Source organism: Streptomyces sp. NPDC050485, from assembly GCF_044458185.1.
GTDB lineage: Bacteria > Actinomycetota > Actinomycetes > Streptomycetales > Streptomycetaceae > Streptomyces.
In genome coordinates, this window is record NZ_JBITHR010000001.1 from 312,060 (window position 1) to 336,790 (window position 24,731).

The 24,731-nt window shown below is 71.2% G+C and carries 18 protein-coding genes; 1 reads left to right on the forward strand and 17 read right to left on the reverse strand.

Annotation, left to right across the window (positions count from 1 at the left end):
• Nucleotides 1–117: 117 nt before the first annotated feature.
• Nucleotides 118–1,992 carry a glycosyltransferase family 2 protein gene (locus ACIBK6_RS01415; RefSeq protein ID WP_399047755.1) on the forward strand — a complete coding sequence of 625 codons (1,875 nt, stop codon included), beginning with the start codon at nucleotides 118–120 and terminating at the stop codon, nucleotides 1,990–1,992.
• A gap of 72 nt (nucleotides 1,993–2,064) precedes the next feature.
• On the opposite strand, the gene galE is transcribed toward ACIBK6_RS01415, so the two are convergent.
• The 17 genes from galE to ACIBK6_RS01500 form a co-directional block, all read right to left on the reverse strand.
• Nucleotides 2,065–3,045, reverse strand: a complete 981-nt coding sequence (galE, locus tag ACIBK6_RS01420; RefSeq protein WP_399048443.1) for a UDP-glucose 4-epimerase GalE — start codon at nucleotides 3,043–3,045, stop codon at nucleotides 2,065–2,067.
• Nucleotides 3,046–3,061: 16 nt separating this feature from the next.
• The gene (locus ACIBK6_RS01425) at nucleotides 3,062–4,696 is read right to left on the reverse strand and encodes a glycosyltransferase family 2 protein (protein WP_399047757.1); all 1,635 of its coding nucleotides are present in this window, start codon (nucleotides 4,694–4,696) and stop codon (nucleotides 3,062–3,064) included.
• A gap of 62 nt (nucleotides 4,697–4,758) precedes the next feature.
• Nucleotides 4,759–6,198, reverse strand: a complete 1,440-nt coding sequence (obgE, locus tag ACIBK6_RS01430) for a GTPase ObgE (protein ID WP_399047758.1) — start codon at nucleotides 6,196–6,198, stop codon at nucleotides 4,759–4,761.
• 143 nt (nucleotides 6,199–6,341) lie between these two features.
• Nucleotides 6,342–6,596 carry a 50S ribosomal protein L27 gene (gene rpmA, locus ACIBK6_RS01435; protein ID WP_399047759.1) on the reverse strand — a complete coding sequence of 85 codons (255 nt, stop codon included), beginning with the start codon at nucleotides 6,594–6,596 and terminating at the stop codon, nucleotides 6,342–6,344.
• Between the two features lie 14 nt (nucleotides 6,597–6,610).
• Entirely contained in the window at nucleotides 6,611–6,931 is a 321-nt protein-coding gene (rplU, locus tag ACIBK6_RS01440; protein ID WP_399047760.1) for a 50S ribosomal protein L21, read from the reverse strand.
• A gap of 170 nt (nucleotides 6,932–7,101) precedes the next feature.
• The gene (gene galU, locus ACIBK6_RS01445) at nucleotides 7,102–7,974 is read right to left on the reverse strand and encodes a UTP--glucose-1-phosphate uridylyltransferase GalU (protein WP_399047761.1); all 873 of its coding nucleotides are present in this window, start codon (nucleotides 7,972–7,974) and stop codon (nucleotides 7,102–7,104) included.
• 120 nt (nucleotides 7,975–8,094) lie between these two features.
• Nucleotides 8,095–12,186 carry a ribonuclease E/G gene (locus tag ACIBK6_RS01450; protein ID WP_399047762.1) on the reverse strand — a complete coding sequence of 1,364 codons (4,092 nt, stop codon included), beginning with the start codon at nucleotides 12,184–12,186 and terminating at the stop codon, nucleotides 8,095–8,097.
• Nucleotides 12,187–12,424: 238 nt separating this feature from the next.
• The gene (locus ACIBK6_RS01455) at nucleotides 12,425–13,237 is read right to left on the reverse strand and encodes a TIGR03936 family radical SAM-associated protein (protein ID WP_399047764.1); all 813 of its coding nucleotides are present in this window, start codon (nucleotides 13,235–13,237) and stop codon (nucleotides 12,425–12,427) included.
• 347 nt (nucleotides 13,238–13,584) lie between these two features.
• Nucleotides 13,585–15,510 carry a TIGR03960 family B12-binding radical SAM protein gene (locus tag ACIBK6_RS01460; protein ID WP_399047765.1) on the reverse strand — a complete coding sequence of 642 codons (1,926 nt, stop codon included), beginning with the start codon at nucleotides 15,508–15,510 and terminating at the stop codon, nucleotides 13,585–13,587.
• An 85-nt stretch (nucleotides 15,511–15,595) separates the two neighbouring features.
• Nucleotides 15,596–17,140, reverse strand: a complete 1,545-nt coding sequence (locus tag ACIBK6_RS01465) for a CHAD domain-containing protein (protein WP_399047766.1) — start codon at nucleotides 17,138–17,140, stop codon at nucleotides 15,596–15,598.
• A gap of 81 nt (nucleotides 17,141–17,221) precedes the next feature.
• Nucleotides 17,222–18,412 (reverse strand): rod shape-determining protein RodA, encoded by a 1,191-nt coding sequence (gene rodA / locus ACIBK6_RS01470; RefSeq protein ID WP_399047768.1) that lies wholly within the window; start codon nucleotides 18,410–18,412, stop codon nucleotides 17,222–17,224.
• A gap of 4 nt (nucleotides 18,413–18,416) precedes the next feature.
• Nucleotides 18,417–20,663, reverse strand: coding sequence for a penicillin-binding protein 2 (mrdA, locus tag ACIBK6_RS01475; protein ID WP_399047770.1), 2,247 nt, complete (start codon nucleotides 20,661–20,663; stop codon nucleotides 18,417–18,419).
• Nucleotides 20,664–20,682: 19 nt separating this feature from the next.
• Nucleotides 20,683–21,357, reverse strand: coding sequence for a rod shape-determining protein MreD (gene mreD / locus ACIBK6_RS01480; RefSeq protein WP_399047772.1), 675 nt, complete (start codon nucleotides 21,355–21,357; stop codon nucleotides 20,683–20,685).
• A 12-nt stretch (nucleotides 21,358–21,369) separates the two neighbouring features.
• Nucleotides 21,370–22,443 (reverse strand): rod shape-determining protein MreC, encoded by a 1,074-nt coding sequence (mreC, locus tag ACIBK6_RS01485; protein ID WP_399047773.1) that lies wholly within the window; start codon nucleotides 22,441–22,443, stop codon nucleotides 21,370–21,372.
• A gap of 120 nt (nucleotides 22,444–22,563) precedes the next feature.
• Nucleotides 22,564–23,583 carry a rod shape-determining protein gene (locus tag ACIBK6_RS01490; RefSeq protein WP_399047774.1) on the reverse strand — a complete coding sequence of 340 codons (1,020 nt, stop codon included), beginning with the start codon at nucleotides 23,581–23,583 and terminating at the stop codon, nucleotides 22,564–22,566.
• Nucleotides 23,584–23,850: 267 nt separating this feature from the next.
• Entirely contained in the window at nucleotides 23,851–24,264 is a 414-nt protein-coding gene (gene ndk, locus ACIBK6_RS01495) for a nucleoside-diphosphate kinase (RefSeq protein ID WP_399047775.1), read from the reverse strand.
• A gap of 112 nt (nucleotides 24,265–24,376) precedes the next feature.
• Nucleotides 24,377–24,727 (reverse strand): DUF4233 domain-containing protein, encoded by a 351-nt coding sequence (locus tag ACIBK6_RS01500; protein ID WP_399047777.1) that lies wholly within the window; start codon nucleotides 24,725–24,727, stop codon nucleotides 24,377–24,379.
• Between the last annotated feature and the right edge of the window lie 4 nt (nucleotides 24,728–24,731).

The window sequence follows — 24,731 nt, forward strand, 5'->3', positions numbered from 1 at the left end:
GACACTGCTCCGCCAACGGCCTCCAATAAGTAGTAAAAGCTGTGCTAGCGTCCGCAGGCGCGTGAGCCGAGGCTCCGACGACACCGCAGCCGTGACCCCATTCGAGGATGTGTGCCGATGGACCCCGTTGTTACCGTGATCGTCCCGGTGCACAACACTCTGAGATACCTGGAGCGCTGCTTCGGGTCCGTCGACGCCCAGACCATCGGGCAGCGCAAGCTCGAAGTGATCGCGGTCAACGACGGCTCCACGGACGCCAGCGGCGACTGGCTGGATGCGTGGGCGCGCGGCCGCGACAACGTCCAGGTGGTCCACCAGGAGGCCTCGGGCGGCGCCGGAAAGCCCCGCAACGTGGGCATCGAGCGGGCCCGCGGCACCTACCTCTTCTTCCTGGACTCCGACGACTACCTCGGCCCGGACGCCCTGAAGCGGCTGGTCAGGATGGCCGACCAGGAGCAGTCGGACGTGGTGTACGGCCGGATCGTCGGCATCGACCGGGCCGCCCCGGTCGACTTCCGCACCACCAGCCCCGAGGTCTCCCTCTTCGACTCGCCGGTGTACTGGACGCTCGCCGCGTACAAGCTGTGGCGCCGCTCGCTGATCGAGGACCACGGGCTGCGGTTCGTGGAGCACCGGCTGCTCGGCGAGGACGTGCCGTTCGCCGTCCCCGCGCTGCTGCGCGCCAAGAAGATCTCGGTGGTCGCCGACCACGACTGCTACTTCCTGGAGGGCCGCGGCGACGGCACCAACGCCAGCCGCCAGGACGTCGACTGGGTCGACCAACTCGCCTATGTGGGCGGCATCCTGCGCACCGTCGGCGAGCTGGTGCCGGCCGGCCGCGAGCGCGACAAGCTGATGGAACGTCACTTCCACGGCGAGATCCTCGGCATGTTCGCCGAGCCGTACCTGGCCCGCGACGAGACCGGCCGTAAGGAGATGGCGGCGGCCGCCCGGGTCCTGCTCGACGAGTGGACCACCGACCGGATCATGGAGGCGCTGCCGCCCCGGCTGCGCCTTCGGGTGCACTGCCTGCGCCAGGGCCTGGTGGACGAGCTCACCGAGATCGTCCGCGCCGACACCGAGAACGCCCTGGGCCCCGCGCACCTGGACGGCGACCGCGCGTACGCGGCGTACCCCTACTTCCGTGACGAGGAGCGGGCGATCCCCGACTCCTGTTACGACATCACCTCCCGGATCCGGCTGGTCCAGCAGGTCGATTCGTACGAGTGGGACGGGCCGGTGCTGCGGCTCGCGGGCTCGGCCCGGCTCAGCGAGCTCGACCCGGCGAACCGGCAGGTCGGCGCGCTGCTGCGGCGCCAGGGATACACGTACTGGGTGCCCGCCGAGGCCGCCGACGACGGCACGTACACGCTGTGCGTCGACATCGGCCGGGCCGCCGACGGCGGGCCGCTGCCCGACGGCGTGTGGACCATGCGCATCGCCGTCACCTCGGGCGAGCTGAGCAAGGAGGCCTGGCTGGCGCGCCCGGCGGGCAGCCGCTACGACGTCTCGCCGGAGCCCCGCATCGTCGACCGGGGCGAGGCCGGGCCCGGCGCCGCCGCGCTCTTCCACTCGGCAGCCCACCAGCACCTGAACCTCGACATCGGCGACACCCGCAGGCTGCTCGCGACCTCGGCCAGGGGCACCGCGACGCGCACCCGTTTCGGCCGGGTCGAGGCCACCGCCCGCGTCACCGTGCCGGGCTGGCTTCCCGACCGGGGCGAGGTCCGGCTGCTCCTGGTATCCGGCGGGCAGGCGCTGACCGCGCCCACCACCGCCGAGGTCGACGCTCACGGCCGCGTCTCGGCGCGGGCCACCGCCAACGGGGTCGCCCCGGGCACCTGGGAGCTCCAACTCCGGCTCGTGGCAGGCGGGTTCAGCCGGGACATGCCGGTGACCGACGCGTCCGGCGCCCCGCTGCGCCTGACGGTTCCGGTGCCGCTGGCCCGCCAGGTGCGCCGCAAGGCGGGCCAGGTGCTGCGCGGACGCTGAGCACCCGGCCTCGCACGAGTGCCCCGCCGCCCTTCCCGGGTGGCGGGGCACTCGCGTGCGTACGGGACGGGCTCAGCCGTCCCGGTGCCGGCGCCAGCCGGACCACGCCGAGCTGATCATGGAACGTACGTCATGGTGGGCCTTCCAGCCCAGCTCCTCGGCGATGCGGTCGGCCGAGGCGACCACGCGCGCCGGGTCGCCCGCGCGCCGCGGGTGGACCTCGGGGGCGATGCCCCGGCCGGTGATCTCGTTGATCAGGTCGACCATCTCGCGGACCGAAACGCCTTCGCCGCGGCCGATGTTGACGGTCAGGTCCCGGTAGTCACCGGCCTGGGCCGACTCGGCGAGCTTGCGGGCCGCGACCAGGTGGGCGTCGGCGAGGTCCTCGACGTGGATGTAGTCGCGCACGCAGGTGCCGTCGGGGGTCTCGTAGTCGTCGCCGAAGATGCGCGGCGGCTCGCCGTCCTCCAGCTTCTCGAAGACCATCGGCACCAGGTTGAAGATGCCGGTGTCGGCGAGCTCGGGGACGGCGGCGCCCGCCACGTTGAAGTAGCGCAGGCAGCCCGTGGAGATGCCGTGCGCCTTGCCCGCCGCGCGGACCAGCCACTCACCGGCCAGCTTGGTCTCGCCGTACGGGCTCATCGGCAGGCACGGGGTGTCCTCGGTGACCAGGTCGACGTCGGGCATGCCGTACACGGATGCGGACGAGGAGAACAGGAAGGTGCGCACGCCCGCGTCGGCGACCGCTTCCAGGAGCACGGTCAGGCCGAACACGTTCTCCCGGTAGTAGTGCAGCGGGATCTCGACGGACTCGCCGACCTGCTTCTTGCCCGCGAGGTGCACCACTCCGGTGATCGCGTGCTCGGCGAAGGTGCGGTCGAGCAGCTCGCGGTCCAGGACGGAGCCGACCACCAGAGGCACACCCTGCGGCAGGCGGGCCGCATCGCCCGTGGACAGGTCGTCCAGAACGACGACCTGCTCCCCCGCCGACGTCATGGCCCGCACGACATGGGAGCCGATGTATCCGGCGCCGCCAGTGATCAGAAAAGTCATTTGCGTGTCCACGTCCTCATCGTCGCCTTGACCGGGCCGTCCGGGTCAGCCGGCGCAGCTTCCCGCCGACCACCCCGAAGGCCCCCTGCACTCCGGGTGCGAGCCGCACCGCGAGCGAACCGCTCGCCGTCCGGTAAGGCTGCACCAGCAGAACACCGTACCGGCTGCCGGGGACCGCCGTGCGCCGCAGTCCGGACGGCTGCGCCCGGAGCGTGGTGCGCGGGCCCGGGCCCGCCGGGGTGTTCAGCCGGACCTTCAGGTCCCAGATCTGGGTGCCGCGGCCGCCCGCCCCGGCCAGCCGCGCGAGCGCCACGGGCACCTGCCCGCTCCAGCCTCCCTCCGTCGCGCGCAGCGGCGCGGTGAGGGTCAGGGCGGGTTCGCCGCCGTCCCTCGGCACGAACTCGATGTCGGCGCTCGCCGGGGCGCCGGTCGCCGCGACCCGCCCGTACAGCTCGTGCACGCGCAGCTTGAGGATGCCGCGCCGGCCGGCCAGCAAGGTGGCGTCGACGGTGACCGGCAGCAGGCCCGCGGGCAGCTCGTCGAGTCCGTCGAGCGCTACGTCCGCCAGATCGTCGGCCCACACCGGGCCGGGCCCGGCACTCGCGTACGGCGGGGTCAGCCGGGCCGGGTCGGCGGCGAGCTCGGAGAGCCGGTCCAGGTCGCGGGGCGTCTCGGCGGCGAGCACCACCTGGGCGATCCAGCGGGCCGGCGCGGCGGCCGCTCCCCGCTCCCCGGCCTCGAAGGCGGCGAGGTGGGCCCGGGTCAGCCGCCACCAGTCCGCCTGGTACCCGGCGTCGCGCACCCGCAGCTCGCGTACGTACAGGCACAGGTCGTAGTCGATGAACTTGGTGCGGCAGGCGGCCGCGAGCTCCCTCCGACCGGCCGCCCGGAACGCCTTGACGGCCTGGGTGTGGGCGGCGATCCGCGCCTGCCAGTTGGCGACGTCCTTGCGGGCCAGCGAGATGGAAACCTGGGCGGCGGCGCGGCGCACGTGCCATACGTAGACGAGCTCGGGCACCACGGCGACGCGCGGCGCCGCGGCGTACACGCGGGCCGTGAAGACGAAGTCCTCGTACACGAACTTGCCGTCGGGGAACCGCAGTTGACGGTCATTCAGGAAGTCGCGCCGGTAGAGCTTGTTGACGCAGAGGGTGTCGTGGAGCAGCTTCGGCTCGGCCTCGGGCGACTCGTACACGGCCGCCTCCCGGTACAGGCCGGGCTGCCAGCGCACCTCGCGGCCGCCGGGCAGCTCGCGGCGCACGGCCCGGCCCACGGTCACCTCGGTGCCGTGCTTCTCGGCGGCGGACAGGAGCGCCGGGACGGCTCCGGGTGGCAGCACGTCGTCGCTGTCCAGGAACATGACGTACGGGGCGGTGGCGGCGGCGATGCCGTCGTTGCGGGGCGTTCCGCAGCCGCCGCTGTTGTCCGCGCGGCGCACCACCCGCAGCCGGGGCTCGGTGGCGGCCATCCGGTCCAGGACGGCCGCGGTTTCGTCGCTGGAGCAGTCGTCGACCGCTACGACCTCGGCGACGGCCGGCCCCTGCGCGAGGGCCGACCGGACGGCGTCGCCGACCAGCTCGGCGTCGTTGTAGGCGATGACGACGACACTGACACCGGCCGGGCCGTGCGGGGTGGTGGGACTCTGGCTCACCCGGGAATCCTACGGGAGCCCCGAAACCACCCACCCCGCACACTCGGCGGGCCGGAGACGGGCTAGAACGGCCCGAACTCCTTGAACTCCTTGTCCGCCTCGTCCTGCTCCGCGTCGCGGTCCCGGCGGCGCTGGGCGGCGGGACGCGGCGCCTCGAAGCGGTGGTCCTCGCCCCGGCGGCCCAGCATCTCGGCGCCGGCCATCATCGTCGGCTCCCAGTCGAAGACGACCGCGTTGTCCTCGGGGCCGATCGCCACGCCGTCACCCGCGTGGGCACCGGCCTTCAGCAGGGCCTCCTCGACACCGAGGCGGCTGAGGCGGTCGGCGAGGTAGCCGACGGCCTCGTCGATGTTGAAGTCGGTCTGGCGCACCCAGCGCTCCGGCTTCTCGCCGCGCACCCGGTAGACCTCGTTCGCCTCGTCGAAGGCGACGGTGAAGCCCGCGTCGTCAACGGCCTTCGGGCGGATGACGATGCGGGTCGCCTCCTCCTTCGGCTTGGCCGCGCGCGCCTCGGCGACGATCCCGGCGAGCGCGAAGGACAGCTCCTTCAGGCCCGTACGGGCGACGGCGGAGGCCTCGAAGACCTGGTAGCCGCGCTCCTCCAGCTCCGGGCGGATCATGTCCGCCAGGTCCTTGCCGTCCGGGATGTCGATCTTGTTGAGGACGACGATGCGCGGGCGGTCGTCCAGGCCGCCGTACTGCTTCAGCTCCTCCTCGATGGTGTCGAGGTCGGAGACCGGGTCGCGCTCCGACTCCAGCGTCGCGGTGTCCAGTACGTGCACGAGGACCGAGCAGCGCTCGACGTGCCGCAGGAACTCAAGGCCCAGGCCCTTGCCCTGGCTGGCGCCGGGGATGAGGCCGGGGACGTCCGCGATGGTGTAGACGGTCGAACCGGCCGTGACCACGCCCAGGTTCGGGACCAGCGTGGTGAACGGGTAGTCCGCGATCTTCGGCTTGGCCGCCGAGAGGACGGAGATCAGCGAGGACTTTCCGGCGCTCGGGTAGCCCACCAGGGCGACGTCGGCGACGGTCTTGAGCTCCAGGACGATGTCGCCGTCCGTGCCCGGCACGCCGAGCAGCGCGAAGCCGGGGGCCTTGCGGCGGGCGGAGGCGAGCGCCGCGTTGCCGAGGCCGCCGCGGCCGCCCTCGGCGGCGATGTAGGTGGTGCCCTCGCCGACCATGTCGGCCAGCACGTTGCCGTTCTTGTCGAGCACGACGGTGCCGTCCGGCACGGGCAGGACGAGGTCCTGGCCGTCCTTGCCGGACCGGTTGCCGCCCTCGCCGGGCTTGCCGTTGGTGGCCTTGCGGTGCGGCGAGTGGTGGTATTCGAGGAGTGTCGTCACGGACTGGTCCACGACCAGGATGACGTCGCCGCCACGGCCGCCGTTGCCGCCGTCCGGGCCGCCGAGCGGCTTGAACTTCTCACGGTGAACGGAGGCGCAGCCGTGGCCTCCGTTACCCGCGGCGACGTGCAGCTCGACGCGGTCCACGAAGGTGGTCATGGGTGTGCCTCCTGAGGGTCCCCCCGACCGGAGTCGGGAGTGTACGGGAATGTCTATCTAGTAACACGCGAAAGGCGGACCCGCTTCCCGTGGGGGAAGTGAGGTCCGCCTCCGCTGAAACCGCTCTACGGGTGCCTAAGTGATCAGGCAGCCGGAACGATGTTCACGACCTTGCGGCCACGGTGGGTGCCGAACTGCACCGCACCGGCCTGCAGCGCGAACAGGGTGTCGTCGCCACCGCGACCGACGCCCGCACCCGGGTGGAAGTGGGTGCCGCGCTGGCGGACCAGGATCTCACCGGCGAGCACGACCTGACCGCCGAAGCGCTTCACGCCGAGCCGCTGAGCGTTGGAGTCGCGACCGTTCCGAGTGGACGATGCGCCCTTCTTGTGTGCCATGTCTCCTCAGTCCCTTACTTCGCAGCCGTGGGGATGCCGGTGACCTTGATCGCCGTGTACTGCTGGCGGTGGCCCTGGCGACGGCGGTAGCCGGTCTTGTTCTTGTACCGAAGGATGTCGATCTTGACACCCTTGTGGTGGTCCACGACCTCGGCGGTGACCTTGATACCGGCCAGCACCCACGGGTCGCTGGTCACAGCGTCGCCGTCGACAACGAGCAGGGTCGAGAGCTCGACCGTGTCGCCAACCTTGGCAGTGGAAATCTTGTCAACCTCAACGATGTCGCCGACAGCAACCTTGTGCTGGCGACCACCGCTGCGCACGATGGCGTACACGCGGATCTCTCTCTCGCTCGATACGGAACCCTTGAAGCCAGCCCTCCCGCAGGAAAGCAGGGGGCCTCCCCCGGCGGACCGGGAGGTGAGGTGCTCAGGGGCAGGCGCGTATATAAACACGCCGAAGGTCAAGGCTACGGGGCCGGGCGTGGTGGGTCAAACCAGCGCCATTACCCGCACTCCTCGGCGACGAAACCACGCAGCCACGCCCGGAAGTCCGGGCCCAGGTCCGCGCGCTCGCTGGCCAGGCGCACGATGGACCGCAGATAGTCCGCCCGGTCCCCGGTGTCGTACCGGCGCCCCTTGAACACCACGCCGTGCACGGTGTCGAGCCGGTTGAGGGCGTCGGTGAGCTGGATCTCGCCGCCCCGGCCGGGTGCGGTGGTGCGCAGTACGTCGAAGACGGCCGGGTCCAGGACGTAGCGGCCGATGATGGCGAGGTTGGAGGGCGCCTCGGACGCCTCGGGCTTCTCGACGAGTCCGGTGACGCGTACGACATCACTCTCGGCGGTGGTTTCGACGGCCGCGCAGCCATAGAGGTGGATCTGCTCCGGATCGACCTCCATCAACGCGATCACACTGCCACCCTGGCGTTCCTGGACCTCCACCATCCGCGACAGCAAGTCGTCCCGCGCGTCGATCAGGTCGTCGCCGAGGAGCACCGCGAAGGGCTCGTCGCCGACGTGCGGAGCCGCACACAGCACGGCGTGGCCCAGCCCCTTCGGATCGCCCTGGCGCACGTAGTGGACGGACGCCAGATCGCTGGACTCCCGGACCTTCGCGAGCCGGTCGGCGTCGCCCTTGCGGGTCAGCGCCGACTCCAGCTCGTGATTGCGGTCGAAGTGGTCCTCCAAGGCGCGCTTGTTGCGTCCGGTCACCATCAACACGTCCGACAGGCCCGCCGCCACTGCCTCCTCCACCACGTACTGGATGGCCGGCTTGTCAACCACCGGCAGCATCTCCTTCGGCGTGGCCTTGGTGGCCGGAAGGAACCGGGTGCCGAGCCCGGCGGCGGGGATGACGGCTTTGCTGATCGCACTCATGCGGGGGCGGACTCTCCTTCGTACGACAGAGCCCGCCCCCGGCGTTCCGGGGACGGGCTCTTGGGGCCTTGCATCAGCCAACTACCGCTTGGTGTACGCCGGCTGAGCGGGGGCTGTCCGTCAGCTGTCGGTCGACGCCGACACCCCGGACTGCTGCTGCTCGGCCGCCGCCGTCGTCTTCTTGGCCGCGGCCTTCTTGGCGGTCGTCTTCTTCGCCACGGTCTTCTTGGCCGCCGTCTTCTTGGTGGCGGCCTTCTTCGCGGTGGCCTTCTTGGCGGTCTTGCGGGCCGCCTTCTTCGCCGGAGCGGCCGCCTCGGCGGACTCCGCCGACTCCGCGGCCGGGGTCTCCGGCTCGGCTGCCGGGGCGGCGGCCACCACGACGATCGCCGCGTCCTCGGCGCCCGACGGCGAACCGGCCGGGGCCGTCGCCTTGCGGGTCGCCCGGCGGCGGGCCCGCGGCGGGGCGGCGACAGGCGCCTCCTCGACGACGGGCTCGGCCTGCGCGGCCACCGGCTCCTCCGCCTGGGGCGCTTCGGCCTTCGGCTCGGGCTCCGTCACGACCACCACCGGCTCGGCGGCGGCCGGCTTCGGCGCGCCCGCCGGGGCCGACACCTTGCGGGTGGCGCGGCGGCGGACGGGGGCACCTCCCTGGCCCTTAAAGCCTCGGGAGAGGCCACGCGGCGCCTCGTCCTCGATGAACGACGCGACCGTCACCGCCTGCGGGGCCTCCGGCTCCTCGGCCGGAGCGGCCGGGGTCTCGGCAGCCGCCGCGCGGGGCGCACCGGCCGGGGCCGAGGCCCTGCGGGTGGCCCGGCGGCGCGACCTTCCGCCACGAGCCGCGGCCTCCGCCTCGGCGACGCTGCTGTACAGCTCCTCGTCGGGCACGAACTCCGGCTCGGCGAGAGCCACCGGGGCCGCGATCTCCGCGGCGACCTCGGCCTCGGACTCGACGGCTTCGTGGTCGACGTCGGCCGCGATGTCGACGGCCTCGTGCTCGTGGATGTGCTGGTCGTGCTCGGCGCCGCCGCGGCCGCGCTTCTTCGGACGCTTGCCCGCGCCGCCACCGGCACTGGTCGGCTGCTCCATGTGCACGATCACACCGCGCCCGTTGCAGTGGACGCAGGTCTCGGAGAACGACTCAAGCAGGCCCTGGCCGACCCGCTTGCGGGTCATCTGGACCAGACCCAGCGACGTGACCTCGGCCACCTGGTGCTTGGTGCGGTCGCGGCCCAGGCATTCGAGCAGACGGCGCAGGACCAGGTCGCGGTTGGACTCCAGGACCATGTCGATGAAGTCGATGACGACGATGCCGCCCAGGTCGCGCAGCCGCAGCTGGCGCACGATCTCCTCGGCCGCTTCGAGGTTGTTCCTCGTCACGGTCTCTTCGAGGTTGCCGCCCTGCCCGGTGAACTTGCCGGTGTTGACGTCGACGACGATCATCGCCTCGGTCTTGTCGATCACCAGCGAGCCGCCGGACGGCAGCCAGACCTTGCGGTCCAGAGCCTTCGCCAGCTGCTCGTCGATCCGGTACGTCGCGAAGACGTCGACCTCGCTGGTCCACCGGGACAGCCGGTCGGCCAGGTCGGGCGCGACGTGCGAGACGTACCCGTGGATGGTCTCCCAGGCCTCGTCACCGCTGACGATGACCTTCGTGAAGTCCTCGTTGAAGATGTCGCGGACGACCCGGACGGTCATGTCCGGCTCGCCGTAGAGCAGCGACGGCGAGGAGGTCGAGATCTGGCCGGCCTTCTGCTGGATGTCGGCCCACTGCGCCTGCAGCCGCTCGACGTCACGGCGCAGCTCGTCCTCGCTCGCGCCTTCGGCGGCGGTGCGCACGATGACGCCCGCGTCCTCGGGGACGATCTTCTTGAGGATGGTCTTCAGACGCGCGCGCTCGGTGTCGGGGAGCTTGCGGCTGATGCCGGTCATCGAGCCCTCGGGCACGTACACCAGGTAGCGGCCGGGCAGCGAGACCTGGCTGGTCAGGCGGGCGCCCTTGTGGCCGATCGGGTCCTTCGTCACCTGGACGAGCACCGACTGGCCGGACTTGAGGGCGGCCTCGATGCGGCGCGGGCCGTTGCCCATGCCGAGCGACTCGAAGTTGACCTCACCGGCGTACAGGACGGCGTTGCGGCCCTTGCCGATGTCGACGAACGCGGCCTCCATGGACGGCAGTACGTTCTGGACCTTGCCCAGGTAGACGTTGCCGACGTACGAGGTGGCCTGCTCCTTGTTGACGTAGTGCTCGACCAGCACGTTGTCTTCCAGGACGCCGATCTGGGTGCGCTCGCCGTGCTGGCGGACGACCATGACGCGCTCGACGGCCTCGCGGCGGGCCAGGAACTCCGCCTCGGTGATGATCGGGACGCGGCGGCGGCCCTGCTCGCGGCCCTCGCGGCGGCGCTGCTTCTTCGCCTCCAGGCGGGTCGAGCCCTTGATGGACTGGACCTCGTCGGAGGAGGTGGACTCCGCGCGCTCGCGGGCCGGGCGCGGTTCACGGACCTTGACGACCGTACGCTCCGGGTCGTCGGAGCCCGGCTCGCCCTCGGGGCCCGCGTCGCCGGTGCGGCGACGGCGGCGGCGCCGGCGGCGGCTGCTGCTGGTGCCGGCCGCGGACGGGGTGCCGTCCTCGTCCTCGTGCTCCTCGTCCTCTTCGTCGGACTCGGCTCCCCCGAGCTCCGTCTGCTCGGCCGGCTCGTAGGCCTGCTCCTCCGCGGCGTCCTCCGCCTCGGCGGACTCGCCGCGGCGACGGCGACGGCCGCCACGGCGACGGCGGCGCGAGGGGCGGTCGTCGTCGGCGTCCTCGGACTCCGCTTCGGCCTCGGCCTCGGCGGCCTCCGCCACGTGCTCCTCGACCGGCTCCTCCGCGGCCTTGTCGAGCACCGGCTCGGCGGGCTCGCCACGGCGGCGGCGACGGCGCGAGCGGCCCTGCGGCTCGGCGGCAACCGGCTCGGCGGCCTCGACGGCGGCCTCCTCGGCCTCGGCGGGCTCCTCGACACGGGCGGCGGCAGCGGCGGCCGCGGCCGTCTCCGGGGTCTGGAACATCGGCTCGGTGAAGACCGGCGCCTGGAACACGGCCACGGCGGGGCGCTCGGCGCGACGGCGGGACCGCCCGCCGGTGGGCTCCTCGGCCTCTGCCTCGGGCGCGGCCTGCGGCGTCGGCTCGACCGGGGTGAACTGCGGGGTAGAAGCGGGCCGGGCGGCCCGGCGGCGGGTCCGGCCGCCGCGCGGCGCCTCGTCCTCGGCGGCCGGGCTCGCGGCCTCGGCCGGCTCCTCGGCGGCGGCCCGCGGCGCACCGGCGGGGGCGGTCACCTGACGGGTGGCACGACGGCGGGTACGCGGCGCCGGCGCCTCGTCCTCGGCGACGGCCGGGGCCTCGACGGCGGCGATCTCTTCGGCTTCCTCTGCCTCTTCGACCTCTTCGGCCTCTTCGGGTTCGGTCACCTCGGCGACGGCCGGGGCCGCGACCGTGGTCTGCGGGGCGGTCGCCTTACGGGTCGCACGGCGGCGGGTACGCGGCGCGGGGGCGGCGGACTCCTCGGCTGCGGCTTCCTCGGCGCTCTCGGGCGCCGCGGCGACGACCGGGGCCGGGGCGGCCTCGACCACGTCTTCGGCGGCTTCGGCAGCCTTGGGCGCACCGGCCGGAGCGGTCACCTTGCGGGTGGCACGGCGCCGGACGCGCGGGGCCGGAGCGGCCTCGTCGCTGTCCTCGGAGGCCGCGGCAGCGGATTCGACCGGGGCGGGCGTCTCGACGGCCTCAGCCGATTCGACGGCCTGCGGCGCACCGGCCGGAGCGGTCGCCTTACGCGTCGCACGACGGCGGGTACGCGGCGCCGGAGCCTCGTCCGCAGCGGCGGACTCGACGGAGACGGAAGCAGGCGCCTCAACAGCCTCTGCGGCCTTCGCGCCCTCGGCGGCTTCCACGCCCTGCGGCGCACCGGCCGGAGCGGTCGCCTTACGCGTCGCACGGCGACGGGTACGCGGCGCCGGAGCCTCGTCCGCAGCGGCGGACTCGACGGCCACCGGCGCGGCCGTTTCGGCGGTCTGCGCCGCGCTCTGCTCGGTGGACTCCGCGTTCTGCGCGCCCACCGGCGGGCCCGCGGGACGCGAGGCCGCACGGCGCCTGCGGCGCGGCGGCAGCGTGTCGCTGGGGCTGTTCTGATCGTTGTCGGTGTTGTCCCCGGCCGTACCGGGTTCGTTCTGCTCAAGCATGCGGGCGTAGCTCCCGTCACGCTCCCGGGCGCCGCGCCTGTTTCCGGTCCGGCGGCACGTACCGCGTGATGTGCGCGGGTGCCGCCGTCCGGGGCGCGGGCGCCGCACGGGAGCTGTTATGTCTGGCTCGCCGGTTCCCTGCACGAGGTGCGCACGGCCTGGCGAAAGTCTTTTAGGTCAGTGCGCGGCCCGACCCAGGTGGCTCCCGAGTGCCAGGGCTGCGCTACAACGACCGCCCTTACGCGGCGGGACCTTCCGGCGCCGTCGCAGAGACGGTCCCGGCGGCCGTTTGTGGAGCGGCCGGGGCTGCCTCGCGGTCGGGCGCGAGCGGGTCGGTCACCGTGCCGGACTCCTCGTCGAAGAGCCCCTGCGCCAGCCTGGTCACCGCTGCGGGGACCGGCGGCGCCAGGTCGGCCACAGCTTGGAGACCGGACAGGACGTCGTCGGGTCGCACGGCAGGTGTCAGGTGCCGCACTACCAGCCGCAGTATCGCACAGGCGTCGCCCACCGGCCTATCGACCGGCGTCGCGGCGGGGTCGGCGGCTTCGGCGGCCCGGGGAGCAAGCGCCTGGAGTTCGGCGACGGCGCCCCGGGTGTCGAAGGTGCGCATGCCGTTCTTGGTCTTGCGCTGGACCTCGACCGTCTCGGCGGCGAGGAACGTCGCGACGGCCTTCTCGGCGGTCTCGACGCTCACCCCGTCCAGCCGCAGCTCCCACACGGAGGCGGTCAGCCGGTCGGCGAGCCCGGAGGTGCGGACCTCGACGGCGTCCACGATGTCGAGCCCGGTGGGCAGCGACTCGTCGAGCAGCGCCCGCAGTTTCTCGGGGTCGCGCTGCGCGGTGAGCGCGATCTCCAGGTATTCGGCCTCGGAGCCGACGCCGGTGGGTGCGGCGTTCGCGTACGACACCTTGGGGTGCGGGGTGAAGCCGGCCGAGTACGCCATGGGCACCTCGGCGCGGCGCAGGGCCCGCTCGAAGGCGCGCTGGAAGTCACGGTGGCTGGTGAACCGGAGGCGGCCGCGCTTGGTATAGCGCAGTCGGATGCGCTGCACCGCAGGTGCGGGCGGCGGGCCTTCGGGCTGTCGCTTGCCCAGTGGTTCTTCTCCTCGGTGCGGGGCGGGCGCGGTCGGCGCCGCCCACCGTCCTGTGGGGCCCCTCCGGTCGCGGCCCGTCCACCACCCGGCTCATCCCTCCGTCGTACGCAAGGAGATCTCGGGGGCGGGCACCGCGCCGGAGGCAGTAGTTGTACTACCCAGAGTACGCGCCCACCGCCACCCCGGTTCCCGGCCCGCCCCACGGGCCCCCACCAGCGGCGTCAGCCAAGATCGAAACCACCCGGCCGGGGGGCGTACGCGCGAAGGGCCCCCGCCGTCGGCAGGGGCCCTTCGCGATCAAGCGGCTACTTGACGACCGTCAGCGGCAGCAACTTCTTGCCGGTCGGGCCGATCTGGATGTGGGTGTCCATCTGGGGACACACCCCGCAGTCGAAGCAGGGCGTCCACCGGCAGTCCTCGACCTCGGTCTCGTCGAGCGAGTCCTGCCAGTCCTCCCACAGCCAGTCCTTGTCGAGGCCCGAGTCGAGGTGGTCCCAGGGCAGGACCTCCTCGTAGGTGCGCTCGCGGGTGGTGTACCAGTCGACGTCCACGCCGAAGGCGGGCAGTGTCTTCTCGGCGCAGGCCATCCAGCGGTCGTACGAGAAGTGCTCGCGCCAGCCGTCGAAGCGGCCGCCGTCCTCGTAGACGGCGCGGATGACGGAGCCGATGCGGCGGTCACCGCGCGAGAGCAGGCCCTCCACGATGCCGGGCTTGCCGTCGTGGTAGCGGAAGCCGATCGAGCGGCCGTACTTCTTGTCGCCGCGGATCTTGTCGCGCAGCTTGGTGAGGCGGGCGTCGGTGTCCTCGGCGCTCAGCTGCGGGGCCCACTGGAACGGGGTGTGCGGCTTCGGGACGAATCCGCCGATCGAGACCGTGCAGCGGATGTCGTTCTGGCCGGAGACCTCGCGGCCCTTCTGGATCACGTTCATCGCCATGTCGGCGATCTGGAGGACGTCGTCGTCGGTCTCGGTGGGCAGGCCGCACATGAAGTACAGCTTCACCTGGCGCCAGCCGTTGCCGTACGCGGTCGCGACGGTACGGATCAGGTCCTCTTCCGAGACCATCTTGTTGATGACCTTGCGCATGCGCTCGGAGCCGCCCTCGGGGGCGAAGGTGAGACCCGAGCGACGGCCGTTCCTGGTCAGCTCGTTGGCGAGGTCGACGTTGAAGGCGTCCACGCGGGTGGAGGGCAGGGACAGACCGATCTTGTCCTCGGTGTAGCGGTCCGCGAGCCCCTTGGCGATGTCGCCGATCTCGGAGTGGTCGGCGGAGGAGAGGGAGAGCAGGCCCACCTCTTCGAAGCCGGTCGCCTTCAGGCCCTTCTCCACCATCTCGCCGATGCCGGTGATGCTTCGCTCCCGCACGGGGCGCGTGATCATGCCGGCCTGGCAGAAGCGGCAGCCGCGGGTGCAGCCGCGGAAGATCTCCACGGACATCCGCTCGTGGACGGTCTCGGCGAGCGGGACCAGGGGCTGCTTGGGGTAGGGCCACTCGTCCAGGTCCATGACGGTGTGCTTGGACACCCGCCACGGCACGCCCGACTTGTTCGGTACGACCCGGGCGATGCGGCCGTCCGGCAGGTACTCGACGTCGTAGAAGCCGGGGACGTAGACGCTGCCCGTCCTGGCGAGGCGGAACAGCACCTCCTCGCGGCCACCGGGGCACCCCTCGGCCTTCCAGCCGCGGATGATCTGGGTCATGTCGAGGACGGCCTGCTCGCCGTCGCCGATGACGGCGCAGTCGATGAAGTCCGCGATCGGCTCGGGGTTGAAGGCCGCGTGGCCGCCCGCGAGGACGATCGGGTCCTCGACGCTGCGGTCCTTCGACTCCAGCGGGATGCCCGCGAGGTCGAGCGCCGTGAGCATGTTGGTGTAGCCGAGCTCGGTGGAGAAGCTGAGCCCGAAGACGTCGAACGCCTTCAGCGGGCGGTGCGAGTCCACCGTGAACTGGGGCACCCGGTGCTCGCGCATGAGCGCTTCCATGTCCGGCCACACGCTGTACGTGCGCTCGGCGAGGACGCCCTCGCGCTCGTTCAGTACCTCGTAGAGGATCATGACGCCCTGGTTGGGCAGCCCCACCTCGTACGCGTCCGGGTACATGAGCGCCCAGCGGACGTCCGTGCTGTCCCAGTCCTTGACGGTGGAGTTCAGCTCACCGCCGACGTACTGGATGGGCTTCTGCACATGCGGGAGCAGAGCTTCGAGCTGTGGGAAGACCGATTCGGCAGACATCTCCGGACCTTCGTGGCTGGGCAGGGGGGCGACTCTCAAGCGTAACCCGAGCGGGAGCCGCCCCCTGCCCGCCGAACGGCCCCGGTCAGGCCCCCGGCCGCCGCTTGAGCCTCGCCTCGGCGGCCCGGGCCCAGACCTCGGGGAGCTCGCGCTCGCGGTCGGCCGCCGCCGCCTCCTCCCGTCCGTACAGCAGTCCCCAGGTGAACGCGGACTCGCCGGCCGCGTGGGCCTGGGCGGCCAGGGTCCGCAGGGCGTCGCGGGCGACCACGCTGTCCTGGTGGTCGCCGAGCACGTTCTGCACGCCCTTCATCCTTTTGGCGAACTTCTCCGCGGGCTTGCCGAGTGCGGGGGCGGCGGCCTCGGCGGCGTACCGGGCGCGCTTGGCGGCCTTGCGGGCCTGGTGCAGGGCGAGGTCCCGCTCGTGCCCGGGGGCGAGGCCGAGCGCGGTGCGGACGCGCCCCGCGAGCCGGTCGTAGTCCTTGAGGACGGCCTTGACGAGTACGTCGCCGACGGGCCGGCCGGCGTCGGGGAGCAGCGGCGGGGCCGCGAGCAGCGCGTCGAGTGCGTCGAGGAGGGCGAGGTAGCGCTTGCTGTCGAGGACGGCGATGGTCGTGCGCCGGGAGCCGCTGCGGCGCGCCGTGCTCCAGATGCGCAGCCGGCCGCGGACCGGGCCGAGCAGCAGGGTGCGGGGCAGCGCGGCGATGCGGGCCTTGAGGCGTTCGGTGAGGACTTCCTGGTCGCGGTCCACGCCGAGTTCGGCGGCGAGCCATTGGAGCTCGTCGCCGACGGGGTCGGTGGCGGCCCGGTCGAGGACTCTGGCGTACGTCTTGAACGCGCTGCGCAGCCGGCGGGTGGCGACGCGCATCTGGTGCACGGAGTCGGGCAGTTCGCGGCGGACGGCGGGGTCGAGCGCGACGAGTGCGTCGCGCTGGGTGCGCAGGAAGCCGAGTACATGGGCGCCCGCGGTGCCGTCGGCGGGTTCGGTTTTCCGCGCGGGCGGCTCGTCCGGCTTCGGCGGGGCCGTCTCGTGCAGGGCGCGGGCGACCTTGGAGGGGCTGGTCGCGGGGCGGATGCCCGCCTTGCGGAGCCGTTTCTCCACCCGGTCCAGGATGCTCTCGTCCTCGACGCCGTCGGCCAGTTCGACCTCGATCTCGGTCCAGGCGGTCGAGGAGGAGCCCGCGCGCAGTCCTTCGGCGCGGACGGTGTCGATGCTGACTTCGGCGAGCAGTGAGCCGTCCTCGGCCAGCAGGTGGCGTACGTCGCGGGAGGACAACAGCCGTACCACGGGGACGAGTTGGCCGGCGCGGACGCGGGAGCGCAGCAGGGCGGACAGGGTGCGCGGGAGACGGTCGGAGAGGGGGGCGCGGATCTCGTCGCGGATGCCGAGGGCGACGGGGAACTTCAGGTGCCAGCCGGCGTCGGATCCGCCGGTTCTGCGGCGCAGGGTGACGGAGTCGGCGTCCAGGCGCAGGTCTTCGGTGTCGTAGTAGACGGCGTCGAGGTCGACCACGCCCTGGTCGACCACCGCGTCGATGCCCGGTACCCGGGTCAGATCGGGAAGCCGGGTCTTGTCCCCGTCGGCTTCTGTGAACTCGAATTTCCGCTCGATCTCGCGCTGTGTGTCCGCCATGGCCAGAATCTAGACGCGATCGGCGGTCGGCGGCAGCACGCCGGACCAGCCAATTCCCCGGCGGGTCCGGCGTGCTGTCGCCTATGCCGTTATCGGGCGCTGCACCCGGATCGACTGGAGCAGCCCTATGGCCACCCACACCGCGAACATGGAGGAGCCTCCGTACGAGACGAAGGGCAGCGGGATGCCCGCCACCGGCATGATGCCGAGCGTCATGCCGATGTTCTCGAAGGACTGGAAGGCGAACCAGGCGATGATGCCGGCCGCCACGATGGTGCCGTACAGCTCGGTCGTCTCGCGGGCGATGCGGCAGGCGCGCCACAGGACGATGCCGATCAGGACGATGATCAGGCCCGCGCCGACGAAGCCGAGTTCTTCCCCGGCGACCGTGAAGACGAAGTCCGTCTGCTGTTCGGGGACGAACTGGCCGGTGGTCTGGGAGCCCTTGAAGAGCCCGGTGCCGGTCAGCCCGCCGGAGCCGATGGCGATCCTCGCCTGGCTGGTGTTGTAGCCGACACCGGCCGGGTCGAGGTTGGGGTTGGCGAACGCGGCGAAGCGGTTGATCTGGTACTTGTCGAGTATCCCGAGGGTCGCGACCAGGACCGCCCCGATCACTCCGGAGACGAGCAGTCCGAAGATCCAGCGGTTGGAGGCGCCGGAGGCGAGCAGCACGCCGAGGATTATCACCACGATGACCATGGTCGAGCCGAGGTCGGGCATCAGCAGGATGCAGCCGATCGGGATCATCGCGAGGACGAGCGCCTTGACCACCGTGCGGTGGTCCGGGTGGAGTTGGTCGCCGGCGTCCACCCGGGCCGCGAGCAGCATCGCCATGCACAGGATGATCGCGATCTTGGCGAACTCGGAGGGCTGGAGGGAGAATCCGCCGCCGAGCACGATCCAGGAGTGCGCGCCGTTGACGGTGGCGCCGAGCGGCGAGAGCACGGCGAGCAGCAGCAGGATGGCGAGCCCGTACAGGACGGGCACGGCGCCGCGCAGGGTGCGGTGGCCGAGCCAGATCGTGCCGACCATCAGGCAGAGCCCGATGCCGGCGTTCACGATGTGCCGGATCAGGAAGAAGTACGGGTCGCCCTGGTTGATGTTGGTGCGGTTGCGGGTGGCGGACCACACCAGGAGCGAGCCGATGAGGCAGAGCGCGAGGGCCGAGAGCAGCAGCGGCCAGTCGAGTCTGCGCAGCACCGAGTCGCGTGCGGTGAGCTTGGCGAGCGCGCCGCGCTCGGGGGCGTACCGCTGGACGGAGAAGCCGGCCATGGCGCTAGTCCCTCCGTGGGTTGCGGTTGTCGGTGCTGGTGTTGGTGGCCGCCGTGTTGTCCTGGGGCTGGCCGGCCGGCTGCTGCGGCTGACCGCCGGGCTGCTGCGGGGTGCCGTCGGGCTGCTTCGCCTTGTAGGCGTTCGGGTCGTACGCGGTGACCGTCGGCGCCTCGATGGAGCCGTCGGCCTGGACCTTGGGCAGGGACTGCTCGGGCTGCGGCAGCATGGCGCGCTTGAGGTCCTGGTGTCCGGCGGAGTCGATGCCGTACATCGCCGAGTAGATGTTGCGCACGGCCTCACCGGAGGCGCCGGAACCCGTACCGGCCTGGGCGATCGTCATGACGACCGTGTAGTCCTTGGAGTACGTGGCGAGCCAGGACGTGGTCTGCTTGCCGTAGACCTCGGCGGTACCGGTCTTGGCGTGCAGCTCGATCTTGTCCTGCGGCCAGCCCTGGAACTTCCAGGCGGCGGTACCGCTGGTGACGACGCCCGCGAGGGCCTTGTCGATGCCTTCGACCGTGGCCTGGTTGATCGGCAGCCTGCCGCTGACCTTCGGCTTGATCTCCTGGACGGTCTTGCCGTCGGCGCTGACGATGGCCTTGCCGATGGTCGGCGTGTGCACGGTGCCGCCGTTGGCGAGCGCCCCGTAGATCATGGCTTCCTGGATCGGGGTGACGAGGGTGTCGCCCTGGCCGATGGCGTAGTTGATCGAGTCGCCCTCGCGCATCTTGTTGCCTTCGAGGCAGTTCTCGTACGCGATCTTCTCGACGTAACTGCCGTCCTTCTTACCGGTCTTGCACCAGGAGTCCTTGTTGGCGTTGAAGAAGCCCTCCTTCCACTGGCGGTCCGGGACGCGGCCGGTGACCTCGTTGGGCAGGTCCACGCCGGTGACCTTGCCGAGGCCGAACTGGTGGGCGGCCTTGTAGAAGTAGTCCTTGGGCTCACCCTTCTTCGGGTTGATCCCGCCGTCCTTCTTCCACTCGTTGTCGGCGAGTCCGTAGAAGACGGTGTCGCAGGAGACCTCCAGGGCGCGGCCGAGGGAGATGGGGCCGAAGCTCTCCCCCTCGAAGTTCTTGAAGACCTGCGAGCCCACGGAGTAGGAGCTGGTGCACGGGTAGCCCCCGTCCCACTGGTAGCCGGCCTCGACCGCGGCGGCCGTGGAGACCACCTTGAAGGTCGAGCCGGGCGCGGCCTGACCCTGTATGGCCCGGTTCAGCAGCGGGTAGTCGCTGTCCTTGCCGGTGAGCTGCTGGTAGTCCTTGGCGGAGATGCCGCCGACCCAGACGTTCGGGTCGTACGTCGGTGCCGATGCCATGGCGACGATCCGGCCGGTCTTGGCCTCCATCACGATGACCGCGCCGGAGTCCGCCTTGTAGTTCTCGTTGGTGATCTTGTCGTACTGCTGGCGGGCGGCCTTCATCGCGTTGTCCAGCTCGTACTCGGCGACCGCCTGCACGCGTGCGTCTATCGATGTGACGACGTTGGAGCCGGGCTGCGCCTTGTCGCTCTCCGCCTGCCCGATGACCCGCCCGAGGTTGTCCACCTCGTACCGGGTGATACCGGCCTTGCCGCGCAGCTGCTTGTCGTAGGTGCGCTCCAGGCCGGAGCGGCCGACCTGGTCGGAGCGCAGGTAGGGCGAGTCGCTGTTCCTCGCCTTGGTGATCTCGTCGTCGGTGACGGGCGAGAGGTAGCCGAGCACCTGGGCGGTGTTGGACTTGCCGGGCGCGGGGTAGCGGCGTACGGCGGTGGGGTCCGCGGTGATGCCGGGGAAGTCCTCGGAGCGTTCGCGGATCTGCAGGGCCTGCTGGGTGGTGGCCTGGTCGGTGACGGGGATCGGCTGGTAGGGGGAGCCGTTCCAGCAGGGCTTGGGGGTCTTGGCGTCGCAGAGCCTGACCTTGTCGATGACGTCCTGCGGCTTCAAACCGAGTACCGCGGCGAGCCGGGTGAGGACGGCCCTGCCCTTGTCGTGCATCTTCATCAGGTCGGTGCGCGAGGCGGAGACCACCAGGCGGGTCTCGTTGTCGGCGAGCGCCACCCCGCGGGCGTCCAGGATCGAGCCGCGCACGGCGGGCTGGACGACCTGCTGGACGTGGTTGTTCTTGGCCTCGTCCGTGTATTCCTTGCCGTTGCGGATCTGCAGGTACCACAGGCGTCCGCCCAGCGTGAACAGGAGCGAGAAGACCAGGACCTGGATGATGACGAGCCGGATCTGCACCCGGGGGGTGCGGCCGGTCTCGGGAATGTTGCTCATGCCTTGACGACCCCCTGGTTCACAGTCGCTTGACGCCCTTGATGCGGCCGGCTCGGGCGGCCCGGTTCTTGGCGGCCTTGATGCGCAGTCCGCCGCGCTGGCCGCCGATGCGCAGTCCGGTCCCGCCGGAGAGCCAGCCGGAGGTGATGTTGTTCTTGGGGTTGCCGTTGGCGTTGGTGTCGCCGAGCGGGTCGTTCTCGGCCCGCCGGGCGATCGCCATGATCAGCGGCACGGTGAACGGCGCGAGCAGCAGGTCGTACACGGCGGCCGTGAACAGCAGGCTGGGCAGCCCGACATGGCGGGCCGCGGTGTCCCCGACGAGCCCGCCGACCAGGGCGTACAGCAGCGTCGAGCCGATGGCCGCGCCGACCACCACCAGCATCGGCCCGGTGGCCGAGCGCAGCCGGCCGTGGTCGGGCTTGGCGAGCCCGGCGAGGTAGCCGATCACGCACAGGACGAGGGCGTAGCGCCCGGCGGCGTGGTCGGCGGGCGGCGCGAGGTCGGCGAGCAGCCCCGCGCCGAATCCGACGAAGGCGCCCCCGACATGGCCGTACACGAGGGCCAGACCGAGGACGGTGAGGAGCATCAAGTCCGGTACGGCGCCGGGGAGTTGGAGGCGGGCGAGGACGCTCACCTGGATGACGAGGGCGATGACGATCAGGGCGGCGGAGAGGATGACCCTGTTGAGACGCATCTGGATCAGCTCCTACTGCTCGCCGTTGGCGTTGGCGTTGCCGTTCGGATCACCGTTGGGGTTCGGAGGCGGATTGGCGTTCCCGTTCGCGTTCGCGTTCTGATTGGGGTTCGCGTTGGCGTTGGGGTTCGCGTTGGCGTTGGCGTTCTGATTGGGGTTCGCGCTCGCGTTGGGGCTCACGGGCGGGCTGGCCGTGACGGTGACCGTGGGCGTCGGGGTCGGCTGCGGCTTGGCGGGCAGCACCTGGTCGCGGGGGTCGGTGCGCGGGGCCTGGATGACGATGCCGACGATGTCGAGCTTGGTGAAGCCGACGAACGGGCGTACGTAGATGGTGCGGGTCAGGGCGCCGCCCGAGGGGTCGACCTTGACGACCTCGCCGACCGGGACACCCGGCACGAACGGCTTGTCGGCCTGCGATCCGAAGGTCACCAGGCGGTCGCCCGGGTTGACCTTGGCCTTGCCGTTGAGCAGTTGCACCGACAGCGGCCGGTCGCCGTGGCCGGTGGCGAAGCCGAGTTCGTCGCTGTTCTCCATACGGGTGCCGACGGTGAAGTCGGGGTCGTTGGCGAGCAGGACGGTCGAGGTGGAGGGGCCGACGGTGGTGACCCGGCCGACCAGGCCCTCGCCGTTGAGCACGGTCATGTCGCGCTTGATGCCGTCGTTGGAACCGGCGTCGATGGTGATGGTCCAGGAGAAGCCCTGGGCCGCTCCTATGGCGACGACCTGGGCGGCCTTGATGCCGTACTGGCCCTCGCCCGCGGTCTTCAGCATCGAGTCGAGCTGGTTCAGGCGGCTCTTGTTGCGGGCGTCGCTGCCGAGCTTCTGCCGGAGCATCTCGTTCTCGGCCTGGAGGGCGGAGATCTTGTTGTGCCGCTTGTCCGAGTCGCGTACCGCGCCGATCGCGTTGCCGATCGGGTCGACGGCGCCCGCGACACCGTTCTCCACCGGCCCGAAGACAGTGGCGGCGGCCTGCCGGACGCCGGCTACCGGTGAGTTCTCCCCGCCTCTGATATCGACCGTGATCAGCGCGAATGCGACGGCGATCAGCAGCACCAGGAGCAGCCGGCTCTCTCGTGTGTCCCTCACGTGCGGCGGCCGTGCCTTCCTCGTAGGAATGTGGGTGATCTACAAGATCTCTTCGATCTGTATATCAACGATCCGCCGTACGGGTTGGCAGTGACCCGTACGGCGGACGTGGGCCCGGAACTATCTGCGCGGCTGGGCGTCGAGGACCTGCTGGAGGGCCTCGAACTCCTCGACGCACTTGCCCGATCCGAGGGCCACGGAGTCCAGCGGGTCCTCGGCGATGTGGATCGGCATGCCGGTCTCGCGGCGCAGCCGCTCGTCGAGGCCGCGCAGCAGGGCGCCGCCGCCGGTGAGGACGATGCCGCGGTCCATGATGTCGCCGGAGAGCTCCGGCGGGCACTTGTCCAGGGTGGTCTTCACGGCGTCGACGATGGCGTTGACGGGCTCCTCGATCGCCTTGCGCACCTCGGCGGCGGAGATCACGACCGTCTTCGGCAGTCCGGAGACGAGGTCGCGGCCGCGGATCTCGGTGTGCTCGTCCTTGTCGAAGTCGTACGCCGAACCGATCGTGATCTTGATCTGCTCCGCGGTCCGCTCACCGAGGAGGAGCGAGTACTCCTTCTTGATGTGCTGGATGATCGCGTTGTCGAGCTCGTCGCCGGCCACCCGGATCGACTGCGCGGTGACGATTCCGCCGAGCGAGATCACGGCGACCTCGGTGGTGCCGCCGCCGATGTCGACCACCATGTTGCCGGTGGCCTCGTGGACCGGCAGGCCCGAGCCGATGGCCGCGGCCATGGGCTCCTCGATGATGTGCACCTGACGGGCACCGGCCTGCGTCGAGGCCTCGATGACGGCGCGGCGCTCGACTCCGGTGATGCCGGAGGGCACACAGACCACGACGCGCGGGCGGGCCAGGTAGCGGCGCTTGTGGATCTTCAGGATGAAGTAGCGGAGCATCCGCTCGGTGATCTCGAAGTCGGCGATCACGCCATCCTTCAGCGGCCGTACGGCAACGATGTTGCCCGGCGTACGGCCGATCATCTTCTTGGCTTCGGCGCCGACCGCCAGGATGCCGCCGGTGTTGGTGTTGATGGCGACCACGGACGGCTCGTTCAGGACGATTCCGCGGCCCCTGACGTACACCAGCGTGTTGGCGGTCCCGAGGTCGACAGCCATGTCACGGCCGATGAACGACATTTTGTTGCTCCCCATGAGGATGCGTCCGGCCTTCCCTAATCGAGCGTTGACGGCTTCTCAGGTCGGCGAGGTGGGTGCTGTGAGCGTGAGGCCCCATCGTAGTCCGGCCTGCACGGACACGGCGCGTTGGTCCACCTCAGTAATGGTGACGTCGTGTCGGGGCGATGCGTTCCCGAAGTCGGCCCGCATATGCCGCAGGGCGACCGAAATTCCTTCGGTCGCCCCAGGTCATGAGCGCTATATGGCTGACACTGCGTCAGGAAATGCTCAGCCGCGGCCCGGGAAGAAGATCTTCAGTTCTCGCTCCGCGGACTCCTCGGAGTCCGAGGCGTGGATGAGGTTCTCCCGGACGATGGTGCCGAAGTCGCCGCGGATCGAACCGGGGGCCGCCGCGATCGGGTCGGTGGGACCCGCCAACTGGCGTACGCCCTCGATGACGCGCTCACCCTCGACCACCAGGGCGACGACCGGACCGGACGACATGAAGGCGACCAGCGGCTCGTAGAAGGGGCGGCCCACGTGCTCGGCGTAGTGCGTCTCCAGGGTGGCACGGTCCAGCGTGCGCATCTCCAGCTCGGTGATCCGCCATTCGGCCTTGCGCTCGATGCGGCCGATGATCTCGCCGACCAGCGAGCGGCGGACGGCGTCCGGCTTGAGGAGGACGAGGGTGCGCTGCGTCATGGTGTGCGGCTCCTTGGCAAACGTGTGCGGTCCGCCGAGATTACCGGGTGTAGTTGAACGGACGGCACCTGGGTGCCGGGCCCGGGTCGAGCACCCGGCACCGACAGCACCCCTACTGCGGCTGAGCCTCCGGCTCTGCCGCCGCGAATCTCGCCTTCGCCTCGTCGATCTTGCGGCCGAAGTGCACCGAGGCCCACCACAGCACCGCGAACATCAGGCCCATGAAGAACATCAGCGGGACGACGAAGCCGCTCGCGATCAGGGCGATCTGGAGCGCCCAGCCCAGCTCGACGCCGCCGCGCCGGCCCAGCATCCCGCACAGCAGCACCGAGAGCAGCATGCCGATACCGCACACCGTCCACACCGTGGCGGACGTGAGGTCCGGGTCCTTCATGGCGACGAGCCCCGCGAAGGCGATGACGAAGAATTCACCGATCAGGGTGGACGCGCAGAGCGTACGCATCGGC

Coding starts and splice junctions, on each gene's coding strand:
- galU (WP_399047761.1), bottom strand. CDS start 7,974: ATGAGTGCGATCAGCAAAGCCGTCATCCCCGCCGCCGGGCTCGGCACC.
- galE (WP_399048443.1), bottom strand. CDS start 3,045: ATGACTTTTCTGATCACTGGCGGCGCCGGATACATCGGCTCCCATGTC.
- ACIBK6_RS01460 (WP_399047765.1), bottom strand. CDS start 15,510: ATGTCTGCCGAATCGGTCTTCCCACAGCTCGAAGCTCTGCTCCCGCAT.
- mrdA (WP_399047770.1), bottom strand. CDS start 20,663: ATGAGCAACATTCCCGAGACCGGCCGCACCCCCCGGGTGCAGATCCGG.
- ACIBK6_RS01415 (WP_399047755.1), top strand. CDS start 118: ATGGACCCCGTTGTTACCGTGATCGTCCCGGTGCACAACACTCTGAGA.
- rodA (WP_399047768.1), bottom strand. CDS start 18,412: ATGGCCGGCTTCTCCGTCCAGCGGTACGCCCCCGAGCGCGGCGCGCTC.
- ndk (WP_399047775.1), bottom strand. CDS start 24,264: ATGACGCAGCGCACCCTCGTCCTCCTCAAGCCGGACGCCGTCCGCCGC.
- ACIBK6_RS01490 (WP_399047774.1), bottom strand. CDS start 23,583: ATGTCGTTCATCGGCCGTGACATGGCTGTCGACCTCGGGACCGCCAAC.
- rpmA (WP_399047759.1), bottom strand. CDS start 6,596: ATGGCACACAAGAAGGGCGCATCGTCCACTCGGAACGGTCGCGACTCC.
- ACIBK6_RS01465 (WP_399047766.1), bottom strand. CDS start 17,140: ATGGCGGACACACAGCGCGAGATCGAGCGGAAATTCGAGTTCACAGAA.
- ACIBK6_RS01500 (WP_399047777.1), bottom strand. CDS start 24,727: ATGCGTACGCTCTGCGCGTCCACCCTGATCGGTGAATTCTTCGTCATC.
- ACIBK6_RS01450 (WP_399047762.1), bottom strand. CDS start 12,186: ATGCTTGAGCAGAACGAACCCGGTACGGCCGGGGACAACACCGACAAC.
- obgE (WP_399047758.1), bottom strand. CDS start 6,198: ATGACCACCTTCGTGGACCGCGTCGAGCTGCACGTCGCCGCGGGTAAC.
- mreD (WP_399047772.1), bottom strand. CDS start 21,357: ATGCGTCTCAACAGGGTCATCCTCTCCGCCGCCCTGATCGTCATCGCC.